Annotated in this window: 11 protein-coding genes and 1 pseudogene; 6 read left to right on the forward strand and 6 right to left on the reverse strand. The window is 72.4% G+C overall.

The window, feature by feature from the left end; translation table 11 throughout:
* Together QUE44_RS09890 and QUE44_RS09895 are read right to left on the reverse strand one after the other, a co-directional pair.
* Entirely contained in the window at positions 1-441 is a 441-nt protein-coding gene (locus QUE44_RS09890) for a roadblock/LC7 domain-containing protein (RefSeq protein WP_286214355.1), read from the reverse strand.
* A gap of 964 nt (positions 442-1,405) precedes the next feature.
* Positions 1,406-5,083 carry a sensor histidine kinase gene (locus tag QUE44_RS09895; protein ID WP_286214356.1) on the reverse strand — a complete coding sequence of 1,226 codons (3,678 nt, stop codon included), beginning with the start codon at positions 5,081-5,083 and terminating at the stop codon, positions 1,406-1,408.
* 149 nt (positions 5,084-5,232) lie between these two features.
* Here QUE44_RS09895 and QUE44_RS09900 point away from each other — a divergent pair, with 149 nt between their 5' ends.
* Positions 5,233-6,258, forward strand: coding sequence for a zinc-binding dehydrogenase (locus QUE44_RS09900; RefSeq protein ID WP_433997165.1), 1,026 nt, complete (start codon positions 5,233-5,235; stop codon positions 6,256-6,258).
* On the opposite strand, the gene QUE44_RS09905 is transcribed toward QUE44_RS09900, so the two are convergent.
* Both QUE44_RS09905 and serS read right to left on the reverse strand, forming a co-directional pair.
* Entirely contained in the window at positions 6,227-7,066 is an 840-nt protein-coding gene (locus QUE44_RS09905) for an HAD family hydrolase (RefSeq protein ID WP_286214357.1), read from the reverse strand. The genes QUE44_RS09900 and QUE44_RS09905 overlap by 32 nt on opposite strands.
* Before the next feature lie 17 nt (positions 7,067-7,083).
* The gene (gene serS, locus QUE44_RS09910) at positions 7,084-8,355 is read right to left on the reverse strand and encodes a serine--tRNA ligase (protein WP_286214359.1); all 1,272 of its coding nucleotides are present in this window, start codon (positions 8,353-8,355) and stop codon (positions 7,084-7,086) included.
* Positions 8,356-8,392: 37 nt separating this feature from the next.
* On the opposite strand from serS, the gene QUE44_RS09915 reads away from it, so the two are divergent.
* Entirely contained in the window at positions 8,393-9,628 is a 1,236-nt protein-coding gene (locus QUE44_RS09915; RefSeq protein WP_286214361.1) for a diacylglycerol/lipid kinase family protein, read from the forward strand.
* 5 nt (positions 9,629-9,633) lie between these two features.
* Here QUE44_RS09915 and pheA read toward each other — a convergent pair whose 3' ends face one another.
* The gene (pheA, locus tag QUE44_RS09920) at positions 9,634-10,566 is read right to left on the reverse strand and encodes a prephenate dehydratase (RefSeq protein ID WP_286214363.1); all 933 of its coding nucleotides are present in this window, start codon (positions 10,564-10,566) and stop codon (positions 9,634-9,636) included.
* Positions 10,563-11,429 (reverse strand): glycosyltransferase, encoded by an 867-nt coding sequence (locus QUE44_RS09925; RefSeq protein WP_286214364.1) that lies wholly within the window; start codon positions 11,427-11,429, stop codon positions 10,563-10,565. The genes pheA and QUE44_RS09925 overlap by 4 nt, the downstream gene beginning before the upstream one ends.
* A 120-nt stretch (positions 11,430-11,549) precedes the next feature.
* Between QUE44_RS09925 and pgm the strand changes: the two are divergent.
* The 4 genes and pseudogenes from pgm to QUE44_RS09945 all read left to right on the forward strand — a co-directional run bounded on the left by pgm (position 11,550) and on the right by QUE44_RS09945 (position 17,107).
* Positions 11,550-13,221 (forward strand): annotated as a pseudogene (pgm, locus tag QUE44_RS09930) (phosphoglucomutase (alpha-D-glucose-1,6-bisphosphate-dependent)).
* Between the two features lie 46 nt (positions 13,222-13,267).
* Complete coding sequence (locus tag QUE44_RS09935; RefSeq protein WP_286214365.1) at positions 13,268-13,969, forward strand: LppM family (lipo)protein; 702 nt, start codon at positions 13,268-13,270, stop codon at positions 13,967-13,969.
* Positions 13,970-14,009: 40 nt separating this feature from the next.
* Positions 14,010-14,897, forward strand: a complete 888-nt coding sequence (locus QUE44_RS09940) for an LppM family (lipo)protein (protein ID WP_286214366.1) — start codon at positions 14,010-14,012, stop codon at positions 14,895-14,897.
* Entirely contained in the window at positions 14,894-17,107 is a 2,214-nt protein-coding gene (locus tag QUE44_RS09945; protein ID WP_286214367.1) for an MFS transporter, read from the forward strand. Before QUE44_RS09940 ends, QUE44_RS09945 begins: the two co-directional genes overlap by 4 nt.
* Positions 17,108-17,478: the final 371 nt, after the last annotated feature.

Genomic DNA, 17,478 nt, shown 5'->3' on the forward strand with positions numbered 1-17,478 from the left:
TTAGGCCCGCGTCTGGCCGTCCGTCGGGAGGTTCTGACGCATCTCGGTGATGAGCTGAGGCGTGAGCGCGTTCTCGAAGCGCGACACGAGCAGCGTCATCTCATAGCCCACGAGGCCCACGTCGCACGTCGAGTCGGCGGCCACCGCGAGCACCGAGCCGTTCGACACGCTCATGAGGAACAGGAATAGCTCGTCCATCTCGACGATCGACTGGCGCACCTCGCCGGCCTGCAGCTGGCGCGCGGCGCCACGCGTGAGGCTCGACATGCCCGCGACGATCGCGGCGAGCGTGTCGCCCTCCGTGCGGTCCAGGTTCTTCGACATCGCCATGAGCAGGCCGTCGGCGCTCACCACAAGCGTGTGGCGGGTGCCGGGAACGGACTCGACGAAGTTGTCCAGGAGCCACCCGAAATTGGTGGCCTCGGTGCTGAGGGCGGTCACTAGTACTCCTTGAGGGTGGTGGCCTGCGGGGCCGTGCGGGTGTGGTCGATAAGGGTCATGGTCTACTCGTTCGCCGGCTGCGGAGTCGAGCGCAGCTCGAGCTCCTCGACGTCGGAACGGGCGCGCTGCGTGCCCGAGTAGAAGCTGCTGAAGCGGTGGCGAACGGCCTCCGCGTCGCGGTCCTTGGGGGTCAGCGTGACCTCCTCGGCGATCGGGGTGACCTCGACGGGCTTCTCGGTCACCGCGCGGCGCTTCTGCAGTCCCGCGCGCGTCTTCTCCACCTTGGGGCGCGACTCCGACAGCGAGCTGAGCTCCGAGAACACCGACCTCGTGAGGTCAGCCTCCTCGTCCGCGTGGTAGCGACCCGACGGGTGGTCCGTGTCGAGCCTGGGCTCATACGTGGTCGCGGCGGCCTCGAACGTCGCCGCCTCGAGTGCCGAGGCGCCAGCGGCCTCCCAGCCGAGCGGGTTGGCAAGCTGCTCGGGCGAGAACGCCGCGGGCTGAGCCGGCGCGGGCTCGGGTGCCGCTGGCGCGGGGGTGAACGCGAAGGGCTCCGCCACGGGTGCACCGGGCTCCGGCGCGAACGATGCCGGGGGCGGTGTCGGCGCGGGCGTGGGGGGCAGATACGGCGCGGGAGCGAAGGCCGCCGGCGCCGTCGGAGCGGTCGCCTCGGGCTCGAACGCGGAGACCGCGGGCGCGGGTGCGACGGGCTCGTTCGAGATGGGGGCGAACGGTGCGCGGGTGGGCATGGCCGATGCGGGCGACGGCTCGTCGTCCTTGCGGCCACGGCCAAAGAGCCGGCCGAAGAACCCGGCGCGACCGGCCTCCTCGCCCGAGGCCTGGGCGATGATGTCGTCCATGCTCGGGTGCAGCGCGACGTAGCCGTACGGGTCGCCCAGCGCCACCTGGGTGACGCCGGCGTCCGCAGCGGCCTCGGGCTGCGGCTCGGGCGTCGTGGGACCGGTCACGAGCGGCTGATACGGGGCGGGCTCCGCGGGTGCCTCCGCGACCGCCGCCGCGGCCGTCGCGAACGCGGCCGCATCGAGCCACGGTGCGCGGGCCGACGCCTCCTCGTGCTCGACGGCGGCCTCCATCGCGGGCTCCGGCTCGTAGACGGGCTCGGCGATTGCCGCGGGCGCGGGGGCCTGGGCCCAGGGCAGGGCCACGGGCTCGGGCTCGGGAGTGGCAACCGGTGCATCGTCCTCGAGCACCGGCACGGAGGCAGGAGCGGGCTCGTGCTCGTCGGCGGCGAGCGCCGCGACCTCGTGCTCGTCGGGCTCGAGACCCGGGATCGAGGCCGGGTCGAAGGGGGCGAAAGCGTCGGGCTGCAGGGCCGGCTCGGCGGCGGCGAACGGCGCTCCATAGGGGGAGCGAGCGAACGGCGACGCGGGAGCAGCAGGGGGTCCTCGGACACGACCTCGCGTGCCGCGGGCTCCTCGACAGCGGGCTCCTCGACAGCGGGGCTGCGGCGCGCGAGCGGCGCGAGCGGCATCTCGGAGGTGGACAGCTTGGGCATCGAGAACGTCGGCAGGGCCGGCGCCTCGGGCTCGGGGGCCACGACGGGCTCGGGGTCGGCGGCGGGCTCGGCGTCCGCCGCGGGCTGGAGATCCGTGACGGGCTCGGCGTCCGCGACGGGCTCGGCGTCCGCGACGGGCTCGGGGACGGACACGGCCTGCTGCGATGCCTCCTGCTGAGCGGCGGCGGCGCGGCGGATCGCGTCGAACGCGGCGAACGCCCCTCCCACAGAGGCCGGCGTGGGACCGGACTCGTGGACCTCGGGAGTCGGCTCGGCGGCGGGCGGCACGACGGGGACCGCGCCCGTGGTCGGCGCGGGCTCGCTCTCGCGACGCGGGCGGAACCCGCGGAACACGGAGGCGCGCTCCTCGGGCGTCTGCGGAGCGACCTCGGCGGCGGACACGGCGGGGGTGAACGCAGCCTGCTCCGCCTCGAGCGCGCTGAGCTGGTCGGCCGTGGCACGCACGGGCAGACCGATGACGTTGCGCTCCTCGCCCGACGCGGAGTCGTCGTCCTGCGAGCGGCGACGACGGGTCGGCAGTCCGACACCCGAGACACCCTCGGTGAGGTCGGCGTGCGACACCGGCGTCGCGACGGGCGCCGCGGAGGCGTCCGCGGCGATCAGCGCCTCGATGTCGGCCGGCATCGGGATCGAGTCGTCGTCCTCCTCGACCGTGCGGCCGGACAGGCTCGCGCCCTCGACCATCGCGGCGGGAGCGTACGCGTCCGCGGCAGGCACGAGCGACGCAGCGGCCGACACGGCGGGTGCCGCCGGCTCCGGCATGGCGGGCGCGGGTGCCGCCGTCTCGGACGGGGCAGAGGGGGCGGGAAGTGCGTCCGGCTCGGAGTCGTCAACGGCCTCGAAGAGCGCGGACGGCAGCAGCACGGTCGCGACAGTGCCGCGACCCTCCTCCGACGCGATCGCCACCTGCGCGCCGATACGGCGAGCAATGCGGCCGACCACGAACAGGCCCAGGCGCTGCGCACCCAGGATCTCGGAGGCCGCCGAGGACTGGACGCGGGCGTTGGCCTCCGCGAGCTCCTCCGGCGTCATGCCGATTCCGGAGTCGATGACCTCGACGGTGAAGCCGTCCACGGTGCGGCCCGTCCGGATGACGACGCGCGAGCCGGGGTCGGAGAACACCGTCGCGTTCTCGAGCAGCTCCGCGAACAGGTGCGCCGCGGTGAGGGCCTGGTGGCCGAGCATCGCGGGGTCGACGATGAGCTCGAGGTCGATCCTCTCGTACAACTCGATCTCGGACGATGCCGTGCGAACCACGTCGGACAGCGGCATGGCCCTGCGCAGGCGACGGCCCGTGTCGATGCCGGCGAGCACCAGGAGCGACTCGGAGTTTCGACGCATTCGGGTCGCGAGGTGGTCGAGGGCAAACAGGCGCGTCAGGCGGTTCGGGTCGTCCTCGGTGCGCTCCATCTCGTCGATGCTCGCGAGCTGGCGGTTGAGCAGCACCTGGTCGCGGCGCGCGACGTTGACGAACATCTCGGAGATCGATCCACGCAGGGCGGCCTGCTCACGCGCGATCTCGATGGTCGCGGCGTTGACGCCGTTGAACGCCTCTGCGAGGCGGCCCACCTCGTCCTGCGTCTCGACGGGGATCTGCACCTCGGACACGTCCACGGTCTCGCCGGGCTGGGCGACGCGCTCCACCAGGCGAGGGAGCTCCTCGCGGACCGCGGTCGCCGTCGTGGTGAGGCGGCGAAGCGGGTTGACGATCCGGCGCGCGATGGCGAACGTAATGATGAGCGAGACGACGATCGCCGCGATGCCGATCGCGATAGTGACGATCGCCTGGGTCAGCGCGCTCGACGTGGTCTCGTTGACGCGAGCCTCGGTCATCTCCCACGCCTGATCACGCAGGGGCGCGTACTGCGCGACCTCCTCGTCGACCTTCGCGGGCCAGTCGGCGGATCGCGCGGACACCAGCGACGAGTCGAGTCCGTTGAGGATGCGGTTCTGGAGCGTCGAGAACGAGTTCGCGGTCGAGCCCCCGGACGCACCCAGCGCGGGCACCTCGATCGCGGGCGACACACCCGCGCCGCGGGCCTGCGCGTCTTCAAGCGCGATACGCGTGCGCTCGACGATCGTACGAGTCTGGGCGATCTCCGCCGTGACGAAGGTTCCCTGACGGATGAGGCGGTTGAAGACGTCGCCCTCGTAGCGGATCGACTCGATGAGCTGGTCGAGCGCGCCATACGCCTGCAGGGTCGACACGACCTCGCGGTCGGGGACGGCGATCGCGACCGCGTCGGTTGCGGCGACGAAGGTGCCGATCACCTCGGTGTAGAAGTTCGTGACGGTGGCCGTGGAGGCCTGGCCCGACATGACGCCCTCGCGCACCTGCGGGAGCGCGTCGCGCAGCTCGGCACCCGTCGCGACGGCGGCGAGCGCCTGCGCGTTCTCATCGGTCACCGCGACCTTGTCGGCGGCGGCGGCGATGGCGTCGAGGCCCTCGTCGATGGTCGTGAACGTGGTCTCGAGGGTCGCCTTGTACTCCGCGGGGTCAATGAACATCGTGCGCGCATACACGCGCTCGTTCTCGATCGAGTACGACAACGCGGCGAGGGGGATGCGCAGGTCGAGCTCGTCGGGGGTGCCAGCGGCGATCTCGTCGAGACGCTCGATGGCGGCGTCATACGCCGCGATCATCGCGTCCGTCTCCTCGGTGGTCGGCAGGCCGATCCACTCACCCGCCGCGCTCGCCGGGGTGATGCTCACGGCACGCGGTGCGGCCAGCATCGCGTCGCCCGAGCCGCCGACCGCCTCGGTGGCGGCGGCCAGGATGCCCTCGGCACGCGGGTCCTCCGAGCGTCCGGCCGCGGATGCGAGGGCGTCGTAGCGGGTCGTGACCTCGTCGCGCGCCACGGCCAGCTTCTCCGTCGAGTCCTGGATCGTGTGCACGAAGTTCAGCGCGGCCTCACGCTCGAGCTGCAGGCTGTCCTGCGTCTCGCGGGCCTCACCGAGCGTGTCGACGAGCTGCTGCGCGTTCGCGGACGTGCGGTAGTCGCCGATGGCGGACAGACCGATGTACGCGACCGTCGACAGCAGCACGAGAACGGGCACCATGACGACGGCGAGGAGCTTTCCCCGAATACCGAGCCTCTGGAGCATGAAACCTTCCCCTCACGTGCCGCCGCACAGCCCTGACGTCGCTGTGCATGGATTCGAGCGGCCGATCCCCCCGTGTATCGGCGTACAACGGGGAAACCTGAGCTCTCATCCGCGCGGGATGTACGTTGAGAGGATATGCGGCGCGAACTATGACGCGAGAACCGGAGATATTTCATGAAGGTGTCATTCGCGACGGCATCGGCAGACGCGAGCGTGTCCTCCCTGGAAGAGGCCCCCGACCCGGTTCCCGCCACCGGGGAGATCGTGATGCGGATCACAGCCGCGGGGGTGAACAGGGCGGACCTCCTCCAGCGTCGGGGCCTGTATCCACCGCCCCCGGGGCGCCCGCGTGGCCCGGGCTGGAGGCCGCTGGAGTGGTCTCGGCCGCCCCTGCATCGTCCCGATGGAGGGTCGGTCAGCGCGTGTGCGCGCTGTTGCCCGGAGGGGGCTACGCCGAGAGTGTGGCCGTCCACGAGTCGCTGGTGCTGCCGGTTCACGACAAGGTGAGTGACGTCGAGGCTGCCGCACTCGTCGAGGCGGCCTGCACGGTCGTGTCCACCCTGGATGCGGCCGATGCCGTGGCCGGGGACACCGTGCTCGTGCACGGCGGCTCGGGCGGGGTGGGGACGCTCGCGATTCAGATCGCGGCGGCGCGCGGCATGCGTGTGCTGGCCACCGCGGGCGGACCCGAGCGGGCACGCCGATGCGAGGAGTTGGGGGCGGCACGCGCGTTCGACCACCGCGGCGAGGAGTGGTCGGCGTTGGTCGAGGCGGAGGGCGGCGCCGACGTGATCCTCGACGTGATCGGCGCCGCGGCGCTGGGTGCGAACCTGCGCGCGCTGCGCACCGGTGGGCGGCTCGTCGTCATCGGCCTCCTCAAGGGCAGCCGTGGCGAGCTCGATCTGGGGATGCTGCTTGCCAAGCGCGCGAGCGTCCTCGGCACCACCCTGCGGTCGCGTCCCCTCGAGGAGCGCGCCGCGATCGTCGCTCGTGTCGCGCGCGAGGTGTGGCCGCTCGTGCCCGACGCCGTGCGCCCGATCGTGCATGCGACCGTCCCGCTCGCGGAGGCGCACGAGGCCCATCGCCTGCTTGAGTCGGGTGAGGCCTTCGGCAAGGTCGTGCTGACGATCGAGGAGGAGGGCCCTACAGGACGGCGAGCCGGTCCGGATCGATGAGGCGGTCGAGCACCGTCAGGACGCCGTCTTCCTCGACCGACCCGACCACCTCGTCGGCGGCGGCGCGCACGTGGTCGGGAGCCGTGCCCATCGCCGCCGAGTGCCCCGCCCAGCGCAACATCTCGATGTCGTTGTTGCCGTCTCCCACCGCCACGGTGTGGTCGGGGTATACGCCGAGCTGGCGGCGCAGGGTCTCGAGCGCCGAGGCCTTCGACACCCCGGGCGGGGTGAGGTCGAGCCACGCTGAATACCCCACGGCGTAGGTGACGTCGTTGAGCCCGATCCTGTGCACGAGCGTGTCGAAGTGGCTGACGTCCACGCCCGGCGCCCTGATCACCACGCGCGTAGCCTCGTCGTGGCACAGCTCGTCGAAGTCGGCGACCACGCGCTGGCGGCCCACGAGCTCGCCCTCGGGGAACTCACGGTTGACGAGGAATCCCACACCCAGGTCCTCGACCGCGTAGAACGCGTCGGGGAGCTCGGTGCGGATGAGCTCGAGCGCGGCCCGGGGGTTGAAGGTCACCCTCTCGACGATGTCGTAGCCTCCCGCCGCGCCGGGGTTGAGGCGCACCGTGACGGCCCCGTTCGAGCACACCGCCCATCCGCGCCTGATCCCCAGCTGCTGGGCGACCGGCATCATGCCGACGATGTTGCGCCCCGTCGCGAGCACCACGTGATTGCGGCACATGCGCGCGCGCTCGACCGCGTCGACCACGGCGTCGGACATGTCGCCGCCCCAGTGCATGAGCGTGCCGTCGATGTCGAGGCCCACGAGTCGCCACGCATCGTTGGTCAGCGGGGGGCGCATCTCGCGGTCGCTCATGGTCAGCGCACCGGCTCGAGCACCTCGAGCCCGCCCAGATAGGGACGGAGCAGCTCGGGGACGTAGACCGAGCCGTCGGCCTGCTGGTGGTTTTCGAGGAGGGCAACCAGCCATCGCGTCGTGCCGATCGTGCCGTTGACCGTCGCCACCGGCTCGTTGCCTTCCTCGCGGCGCTCACGAATCGCGAGGCGGCGCGCCTGATAGGTGGTGCAGTTGGAGGTCGACGTGACCTCCATCCACCGCTCCTGCGACGGCAGCCACGCCTCGCAGTCGAACTTGCGCGCGGCGCTCGACCCCAGGTCGCCCGCCGCGGTGTCGATCACGCGGTACGGCAGCTCGAGCGCCTGCAGCATGCGCTCCTCGGTCTCGAGGAAGCGCGCGTGCTCCGCGGCGGCGTCCTCGGGGCGGCAGTACGCGAACATCTCGACCTTGTGGAACTGGTGGACGCGGATGATGCCGCGCGTGTCCCGTCCGGCCGATCCCGCCTCGCGGCGGTAGCACGCGCTCCAGCCCGCGTAACGCAGCGGCCCCGGCTCGAGGTCGACGATCTCGCCGGAGTGATAGCCGGCCAGGGCCACCTCGGAGGTACCCGTGAGGTAGAGGTCGTCACGCTCGAGGCGGTAGATCTCGTCGGCGTGCTTGCCCAGAAAGCCCGTGCCTGCCATGACCTCGGGTCGCACGAGCGTGGGCGTCATCATGGGCGTGAAACCCGCGTCGAGCGCAGTGGCCATCGCGGCGTTGAGGACGGCGAGTTCGAGTCGCGCACCGATCCCGGTGAGGAAGTAGAAGCGCGCGCCCGAGACCTTGGCGCCCCGCTCCATGTCGATCGCGCGCAGTCCCTCGCCCAACTCGAGGTGGTCCTTGACCGTCACACCCTCGGCGGCGAAGTCGCGCGGGGTGCCCACGTGGCGCAGCACCGCGAAGTCGTCGGGGCCGCCGGCAGGCACGCCCGGCTCGGGGAGGTTGCCCAACGACCGGGCGAGCTCGACCGCGGTGGCCGCCGCGGCATCGGCCGCCGCCTGCAACTCCTTGACGCGCGCGGCGAGCTCCTTGGTGCGGGCCAGCAGCGCCTGCTTCTCCTCGCCCTGCGCGCGCGCCACGTCCTTGCCCAGCGCCTTCTGCTCCGCGCGGGCCGCCTCGAACTCCTGCATCGCCGCGCGATTCGCCGCGTCCGCGGCGAGCACCTGGTCGACCGTGCCGGGGTCCTCGCCTCGGGAGATCTGGCTCGCCTTGACGACGTCGGGTGCGGCGCGCAGCAGCTTGAGGTCGATCATGCGTGCCAGTCTAGAGGTGCGCAACTAGGCTCTTTCCATGACAGTCGTGGCGTTGACATTCGGAGCGGTCGCGCTGCTCCTCGCCCTGGTGGCGCTCGCGCTCGTCGTGGGGCTGGCCAGGAGGATCGGCATCCGCGACCCCGCTGCGGTGCCCCCGACGTGGCGGCGACTGCTGCGGATCCAGACCATGCGGTCGCTCGACCTGGGCGCGGCGGCCGCGCGCGCCGACGCGCACGAGCGGGTCGCGTTCATCGCGAACCCGACCAAGGCCGGCGTCGCCGAGCTCCGCGAGCACGCGATGCGCGCGTGCGCGATTCGCTATCTCCCCCAGCCGATGTGGCTCTATACGACGGCCGATGATCCCGGCGTGGGCCAGACGCGCGAAGCGCTCGCGGCGGGCGCCGATGTCGTGGTCGCCGTGGGCGGCGACGGCACGGTGCGGGCGGTCGCCGAGGCCCTCGCGGGCACCGGGACGCCCATGGGCATCCTGCCGATGGGGACGGGCAACCTCTTCGCGCGCAACCTGGACCTGCCGCTCGGCGACACCCCCGCGCTGCTGCGCACCGCTCTCGAGGGAGCCGAGCGCCGCGCGGACGTGGGCTGGCTCGAGCTCGCACGCACGCCGGACGGCGAGGGCGACGGCGAGCGACACATCTTCCTCGTCATCGCGGGTGCGGGCCTCGACGCGGAGATGGTCGCCGGTGCAGATGATCAGCTGAAGAAGCGCCTGGGCTGGGTCGCGTACTTCTTCGCGGCGATCCGCCACCTGGGCAAGCGCATGGAGGCGTCGATCTCGGTCGACGGCGGCGATCCCGTGGTGGGCCGCATGCGCACCGTGCTCATGGCGAACGTCGGACGGCTGCCCGCGGGCATCCAGCTCATCCCCGACGCGAGCTTCGACGACGGCAAGATCGACATCGCGACGCTCGACGCGCGCGGCGGCATCGTCGGATGGACCGAGCTGTTCGGGACCGTGGTCGCGCAGGGCGCCGGTCTCAAGGAGCCGCGCGTCAATCGCTTCTGGCGCAACTCGCGGATCGACCACGCGCGCGGCGAGGCCTTCGAGATTCGTGTGAAGGAGCCGCAGAAGGTTCAGGTGGATGGCGAGTCGCTCGGCCGAGCCACGCGCATCAAGGCGGAGGTTCAGGCCGATGCCCTGGTGCTGAGGGTGCCCGCATCCACGGTCGCGGGGGCCGAGGCCGTCGAGGACGCCGAGGCCAATCCCGAGGCCGAGCCGACCGAGGGCACGGAGGACGTCGCGCGCGACGAGTAAGGGGGCTAGTGGCGCCCGGAGCGCAGGCCCTGGACCCAGGCGCGGGCCTCGGAGAAGTCCTCGGCCGAGGTGCCCGGCGTGATGGGCGTCGGATAGCCGGTCGCGGCCGGATACGAACCCAGGAAGGTCACCACGGGGTTGGTGCGCCGCAGGCCCATGAGCGCCTCCGCCATGCGCGGCTCGTCGATGTGGCCGAGTGCGTCGATCGAGAACGAGTACTCACCGGGGCGGTCAGAGCGCGGGCGGCTCTCGATGCGCGAGAGGTTGACCCCGCGCGCGGCGAACTGTTCGAGCATCTCGAGCAGCGCTCCCGCACGGTCGTCCGGCAGATGCACCACGAGCGTGGTCTTGTCCGCGCCGGTCGGCGCGGGCACCGCGGTGGGTCGCCCCACCTTGACGAAGCGCGTCGCCGCGTGGGCGTTGTCGGCGACACCCGCCGCGAGCACCTCGAGCCCGAGCCGGGCGCCCAGCCCGGGAGGGGCGAGAGCGGCCTCGAACCCCGTCGCGCCCTGCGCGAGCTCTCCCGCCGCGGCGGCGTTGGACGTCGCGGACACGTGCACGGCACCCGGTAGGCGATCGGCGAGCCAGCGCCTGCACTGCGCGAGGCCGTGCGAGTGGGCCGCGACGGCCGTGACGTCCTCGATCGCGGTGCCGGGGCGCGCGACGAGTTCGAAGGACACGGGGAGCACGACCTCACCCAGAATCACCAGCGGCGCACCCGCCGCGAGCGTGTCGAGCGTCGCGGTCACGCCACCCTCGACGGTGTTCTCGATCGCCACCACCGCGTAGTCGACGTCACCGTCGCGCACGGCCGCGAGCGCGGTCAACACGTCGATCGCGGGGACGGCCTCGACCTCGGAGGGGTCGACCATCGCGAGCAGCGCGGCCTCGGTGAAGGTGCCGGAGGGACCCAGGTAGGCGTAGCGCGGAAGCGTCACGCGTCCTCCCTCGGGTCGGATGCCGCCTCGGGGCGGCGACGAACGATGGCGGCCCGGGTCGAGTCGATCGAGGCGCGCACGCGGCGCGTGCTCACCGCCGTCAGGACCTCACGGTACCGGTTGGCGCGTCCCATGGGAGTGCGGTCGTCGATCGACGGGCCCTTGTGCCTGATGTCGCACTCGACCTCCGTGATCGCGAGTCCCGCCGCGAGCACGTCGAGCGTCATGCCCGGCTCGAGACCCGATCCGCGGGCGAGCGGAAGCGACGCCTCGAGCGCCTCGCGGGTGACGCAGCGGATGCGGCTCAGCGGCTGGCGCGGCGACCATCCGGTCGCGCGCTCAACCGCGGTGCGCGCAATCCCCGAGGGCACTCCGGGGGCGACCGCCTGCGCATCGGTGAGCGCGATCGCGAGGTCGCACACGCCCTCGAGGACGGCGGGCACGAGGGGCGCCGCACCGATCGCGTAGTGGCCCAGGTTGGGGTCGAGCAGCAGGACCGCGCGGGGCGGGGCGCCCGGCTCGTCCCTCATCGCGATGACCGAGGCGCCGGTTTCGACGGCCGCGGAGCGTCCGCGCACGTGGGAGTGGCGCACGACGACTGCGCCGGCCCGGCGCGCGAGGTCCTGGGTGTTGTCCGTCGAGCCGTCGTCCACCACGAGCACGAGGTCGACGCCGGGGATCGCGAGCGCGGCCCGGACCGTGGCGGCGATGCGGCGCGCCTGGTCGTGCGCCACGATCAGCGCGGCGGCCGCGGGACCGGGCGTGACGGGCGGCCCGGAGCGCAGGCGCGGCAGTCGTCCCCGCGCGGGCCTGGCGCCCTCTCCGGCGGCCCTTCGCGGCGCAGATCCCTCGGCTGCTGACACGTCGTCCAGCCTAGTCACTCGTGACCATCCCTCTCACCCGTCTTTGCCGTTTCGTGAACATTCCGTGACCCGACACACGGTCCCTGGCACCTGTCGGACCGGCGTGGAAGAGTAGGGGTCATGCATGAGCGCGCAGGCACCATCGCCCTTCCCGAAGACCTCATCGACGTCGACGCCCTGCTGGGTGAGTATTACGACAAGGTTCCCGACCCCTCGGTCCCGGATCAGCGGGTCGCGTTCGGCACCTCGGGGCATCGCGGCAGCGCCTTCGACACGGCCTTCAACGAGGCACACATCGTCGCGACCACCGCCGCGATCATCGAGTACCGCACCGCCCAGGGCTACGACGGACCGCTCTTCATGGGCAAGGACACGCACGCGCTGTCGGGACCCGCGTGGGAGACGGCCCTCGAGGTGCTCGCCGCCGCGGGCGTGCGCGTCATGATCGACGCGCAGGGCCGCTTCACCCCCACCCCCGCGGTGAGCCACGCGATCCTCGTCGCGAACGGCGCCACCTCGCCCCAGGGTCTGCGCACGTCGGGGCGGGGCCTTGCGGACGGCATCGTCATCACGCCCTCCCACAACCCCCTCGCGACGGCGGCTTCAAGTACAACCCCCGCACGGCGGCCCGGCCGACACCGACGCCACGTCGTGGATCGCGAACCGCGCCAACGAGATCCTCGCCAAGGGCTGGAGGAGCGTGCCGCGGTTCCAGCTCGCCAAGGCGCTCGCCGCCGACACCACGCAGAAGCACGACTTCATGGCCGCCTACGTGCGCGACCTGCCGTCCGTGATCGACATCGACGCGATCCGCGAGGCGGGCGTGAGGATCGGCGCTGACCCGCTCGGCGGCGCGGCCGTCGACTACTGGGGAGCGATCGGCGAGGAGCACGGGCTGAACCTCACCGTCGTGAATCCCGAGGTCGACCCGCGCTGGGCGTTCATGACCCTCGACTGGGACGGCAAGATCCGCATGGACTGCTCGTCGCCGTCCGCGATGGCCTCGCTGCGCGGCCTCATGGCGGGAGACAGCGCGCCCTATGACATCGCGACGGGGAACGATGCCGATGCCGACCGCCACGGAATCGTCACCCGCGACGGGCTGATGAACCCCAACCACTACCTCGCCGCCGCGATCGCCTACCTCTACGGCGGGGCGCGCGCGCAGTGGCCGGCGGATGCCAGGATCGGCAAGACGCTCGTCTCGTCGAGCCTGATCGACCGCGTCGGCGCGGACCTCGGTCGCCCGGTGCTCGAGGTGCCGGTGGGCTTCAAGTGGTTCGTGCCCGGCCTGCTGTCGGGAGAGGTCGGCTTCGGCGGCGAGGAGTCCGCGGGGGCATCATTCCTGCGCCGGAACGGCGGCGTGTGGACCACCGACAAGGACGGCATCCTGCTGTGCCTGCTCGCGTCCGAGATCACCGCCGTGACCGGGGCGTCGCCCGCCGTCCTTCACCGCAGTCTCGTGGAGCGCCTGGGCGAGAGCTGGTACGCCCGCGTGGACGCCGCGGCGAGCAAGGACGAGAAGGCCCGCCTGGGCGCGCTCGCTCCCGAGCAGGTGCCCGCGACCTCCCTGGCGGGCCAGCCCATCACCGCCAAGCTCACCGCGGCGCCAGGCAACGGCGCGAAGATCGGCGGCCTCAAGGTCACGACGGACGATGCCTGGTTCGCCGCGCGCCCGTCCGGCACCGAGGACGTGTACAAGATTTACGCCGAGTCCTTCGTGTCCGAGTCGCACCTGGGCGAGGTCCAGGCCGCCGCGCGCGAGGTCGTGTCGGAGGCGCTCGAGGGCTGAGCGCGCCTGCGCGACGTCCCGGGGGCGGCGTGCCACCCTGGTGCGCATGAGGACAGCGACCGTGTGGGGTGCGCTCGCGCTCGCCGTCGTGCTGTCCGGCTGCATGCGCTTCGACGCCCACCTCGAGCTCTCACCAGACGACACGGTCGACGGCGCCTACGTGTTCGCGGTCCGCGAGGGCACGGGCGCCGCGCTGGGGACGTCGGACCGCGAGGCCGCGGAGCAGCTCTACGCCGAGTCCGGGTTGTCCGCGACCCTGTCTCATGCGCGCCAGCACGGGTGGAGCGAGGGCGAACTCGTGGGCACCGAGGTCACGTTCCGCAACGAGCCGCTCACGGAGTTCGCGCCCACCGCCGATCGCTTCGGCGTGACACGCGAGGGCGACGAGTTCGTGGTGTCGGGCCCCGCGTCGGCGGTCACGGAGGAGGACGCCGCGTCGCTCGAGGACGCGCGCCTCACCGTGTCCGTGACCTTCCCCGGGCCGGTGGCATCCGCGAATGGTCAGGTGGACGGCAGGACCGTGACGTGGGACCTCGTCGGCGGTCCCGAGGTGCTCGAGGCGCGCGGCTCGGCAGTGCGGGAGACCTCGGCGGTGCCGGGCGTCCTGGCCGCCCTCGTCGTGATCGGCGCGGCGGCGGCCACCGTGGCGGCCCGGCGCAGGCCTTCCCGGCCCACCCAGGCGCGGAGGGCAGCGCCCCGCCCGGCCACGGCATCGTCCCTGCGTCCACCCCCGCCCCACGCTCGGTAGGGGTTGGCGCGGCCACCCCGCTCATGGGAGGGTTCAGGGCATGAGAACCACTCTCCGCGCGATCGCCCTCGGCCTGGTGGCGACGCTCGCCCTCGCGGGCTGCCTGCGCATCGACATGTCCATCACCCTCAACGAGGACGACACGGCCGACGGCTCGTTCCTCATGGCCGTCGAGAAGGGCTCGGGCGAGGCGTTCGAGATGACCGACGAGGACCTGGTCGAGCAGTTCTCGTCCGAGACCGGGGCCGACTTCGAGAACGGGACCGTCGAGCCCTACGAGGACGACACCCACATCGGCCAGCTCATCACCTTCACGGGCGAGCCGCTGGCGGGCCTCGACGAGGGCGACGGCTCCATGAGCATCACCCGCGACGGCGATGACTACGTCGTGGCCGGAGCGTTCGACGCGACCGGCGGCGAGGACATGGGTTCCATCCCCGGCGCGGAGATGACGCTCGCGATCACGTTCCCCGGCCCCGTGTCGGAGCACAACGGCACGCTCGAGGGCACCACGGTCACGTGGGACCTCATGACGCTCGACGAGGACCTCAGCGCCCGCGGCGCCGCGAGCCCCGACACCGGACTGCCGCTGTGGGCCTGGATCGCGATCGGCGCCGGCGTGCTGGTGCTTGCGGGCATCGCCGTGGTGCTCGTGGTGGTGCGCCGCCGTCCGGCGCCCGCGGGCGAGGCCGCCTTCGCTCCCTACGCGCCGGTGACCGATGCCGCCGCGGCCCCCGCACCGACCGGCACCTTCGAGCCCGTCCCCGCGCCCGCTGCGGGCGACACCGCGGTGTTCGCTCCGCCCGCCACGCCGGAGGCGGTCGAGGCTGCCGAGACGGCGCCGATCGAGCCGTCCGTGCCGGTGGAGACCGCGTCCACGGAGCCCGCTTCCAGCGACGACGCTCCGGAGGAGAACCCCTCGCGATGAGGCGACTCGGTGTCGTCCTCGCCGGCCTCGCGCTGGTCCTCACGGGCTGCGTGCGGGTCTCGACCGAGACCACGCTCGGCGAGGACGACACCTTCTCTCAGCACGCCGTGGTCGCGATGACCAGCCAGGCGCGCACGGCGCTCACGCAGCAGCTGGGCGACCTCACCGGGATGGACCTTCCCGACGGCGTCGAGGTCCCCGACGTGCCGCTCGACGTGGACTCGCTGCTCGACGTCGAGGCGATTAGCGAGCAGCTCGCGCCCCTCGAGGAGGCGTATCCGGGCTCGGTCACGGTGTCCGAATACAGCGATGACGACGGCCGCGAGGGCGTCGAGATCGACGTGGTCGACGTGCCGCTCGACGCGATCACCGAGGCGGCAGGGTCCACGCCGTTCGGCGCGGGCACCGCGATCGTCCGCGAGGGCGACGCGTTCGTGGTGACCATCGAGACGGGCGCCGCGAGCCAGGCCGCCTCCCTGGGAGGAGCGGGCGATCAGCTCGCGCTCATCGAGAGCGCCGTCGACGTCGAGGTCGCCTTCACGTTCCCCGGGCTGGTGCGCGAGGCCAGCGCCGGCGAGATCACGGGCAACACCGTGCGCCTGGGGCTCGGCGACCTGCTGTCGGCGGACGAGATCCGCGTGGTCGGCGGCGCCGAGTCGCAGTTTGACTGGGGCCCGTTCGTGCGGTGGGGCCTGGTCGCGCTGGGCGCGCTCATCCTCATCGGCGGCGCCGCGGCCCTCATCGTTCAGGACCGCAGGCGTCGCTCGCGCACGCATCTGCCGCCGCCGCGGGACACCGCGGGCGACGGCATCGGCACGCTCGGCGAAGGCGGCACGCCTCGCTCCCCGGAGGGGACGACACCCCGCCCGCCGCATCGTCCTGACACACGGTGCCATGGCGCCCCGCGGGTGTCCCCGCGGAGTGAGAGCATTGCCCTCGTGCTCGACACCTATCGCTCGATCCTGATTCACCCCGGCGCCAAGGCCTTCGCCTTCGCGGGGCTATTGGCGCGCCTGCCGATCTCGATGTTCAACATCTCCATGATCCTCATGGTGCAGCTGCAGTACGACAGCTACGCGATGGCGGGCCGCGTCGCGGCGATCGGCACGCTCGTGTGGGCGGCACAGACGGTGCCGACCGCGCGGCTCGTCGACAGGATCGGGCAGCGTGCCGCGATGATCCCCCTCACGATCATCTTCGTGGCGGGGGCCAGCATGGCCATCTGGACCGCGATGACGCGCGGCCCCGAGTGGCTGCTGTGGGTGTCGGTCGCGATCGCGTCGCTGCAGGGGCCGCTCGGATCTCTCACCCGCGCGCGGTGGTCGCACCTGCTGCACTCCGACAAGGACATCCACACCGCGTTCGCTCTCGAGGGCGCGCTCGACGAGGTCCTGTTCGTCGGCGGACCCGCGCTCGCGACGATCCTCGCGACGCTCGTGTGGCCGCCGCTGGGCGTGGTCGTGTGCCTCGTGGGGCTCGTCGTGGGCATGACGATCCTGCTCGCCCAGCGTGGCACCGAGCCCGCCCCGCGCGGCGCGGACTCGGGCAGCTCGCTCGGCTGGAAGCTGCCGCCCGCCGTGATCGCGGTGTCGCTGGTCGCGCTGGGGATCGGCGCGATGTTCGGCGCATTCGACATCTCGGTGGTCGCGTTCGCGGAGGAGTCGGGACATCAGACGCTGTCGGGCGTGATCATCGCGGTGGTCTCCGCCGGCTCGCTGCTGGGCGGCCTGCTGTACGGAGCGCGTCACTGGCGCACGGCGCTGTGGAAGCGGACCGTGATCGGCGCGCTGCTCATGGCGGCCGGGTTTGGCTCGCTCGTGTTCGCGCCCAACATCGCGGTGCTCACGGTGCTGGGGCTGTTCGCGGGACTCACGATCGCGCCGACCCTCACGAACGCCGACACCGTCGTGCAGCGCGTGGTGCGCAGGGACCAGATCACCGAGGGCATGGCGTGGCTGCGCATCGGCATGGGCGTGGGCATCGCGTTCGGCGCGTGGATCGCGGGCGGGCTCATCGAGCAGGCCGACGCACGCGCCGGCCTGGGCATGTCCGCCCTGGGAGCGGGGCTCGCCTTCGTGCTGGTCATCGCGTTCGCCGGCGTCTTGCGCCGCGGCACCGAACGCGGCGACGCGGAGGGCGCGGACGATGCCCCGCCCCCGTCCGAGCGCGAGGAGTCCGTCGAGCAGCCTCCGCTGCCGCCCCACATGTAAGAGTTCCCCACTCAGGGACCTAGGTCCCCGCTGGGGGCGCCGCGGGACGGTTACCGTCGTTGTCACAGGACGTGGGGTGGCAAGGAAGCCATCCTCTAGAGCGTGGCTCGGGCGACCATCCGGGGACTTGGTCGCCCGGGCCGCACCCCTTCCGAGCGTCGGCGTCCCGCTCCCTCCCCCAGGGACGCCGACGCCGGATCACTCGCCGCTGACTCTCGCGGCTCGCACTCGCGCACCCTTTCTCGCGGCTCCGCCACACGCCGGCGACCATGGGTGTCCCATGGCGCGCATCAACCTCGCGGAAACGACCATGGGTGTCCCATTGGCGCAGACGCGTGTGGCGGAGCCGCGGAGAATGGTGGGGCGGAGCC

The sequence above is a fragment of the Demequina sediminis genome (genome assembly GCF_030296675.1).
GTDB classification, from domain to species: Bacteria; Actinomycetota; Actinomycetes; order Actinomycetales; family Demequinaceae; genus Demequina; species Demequina sediminis.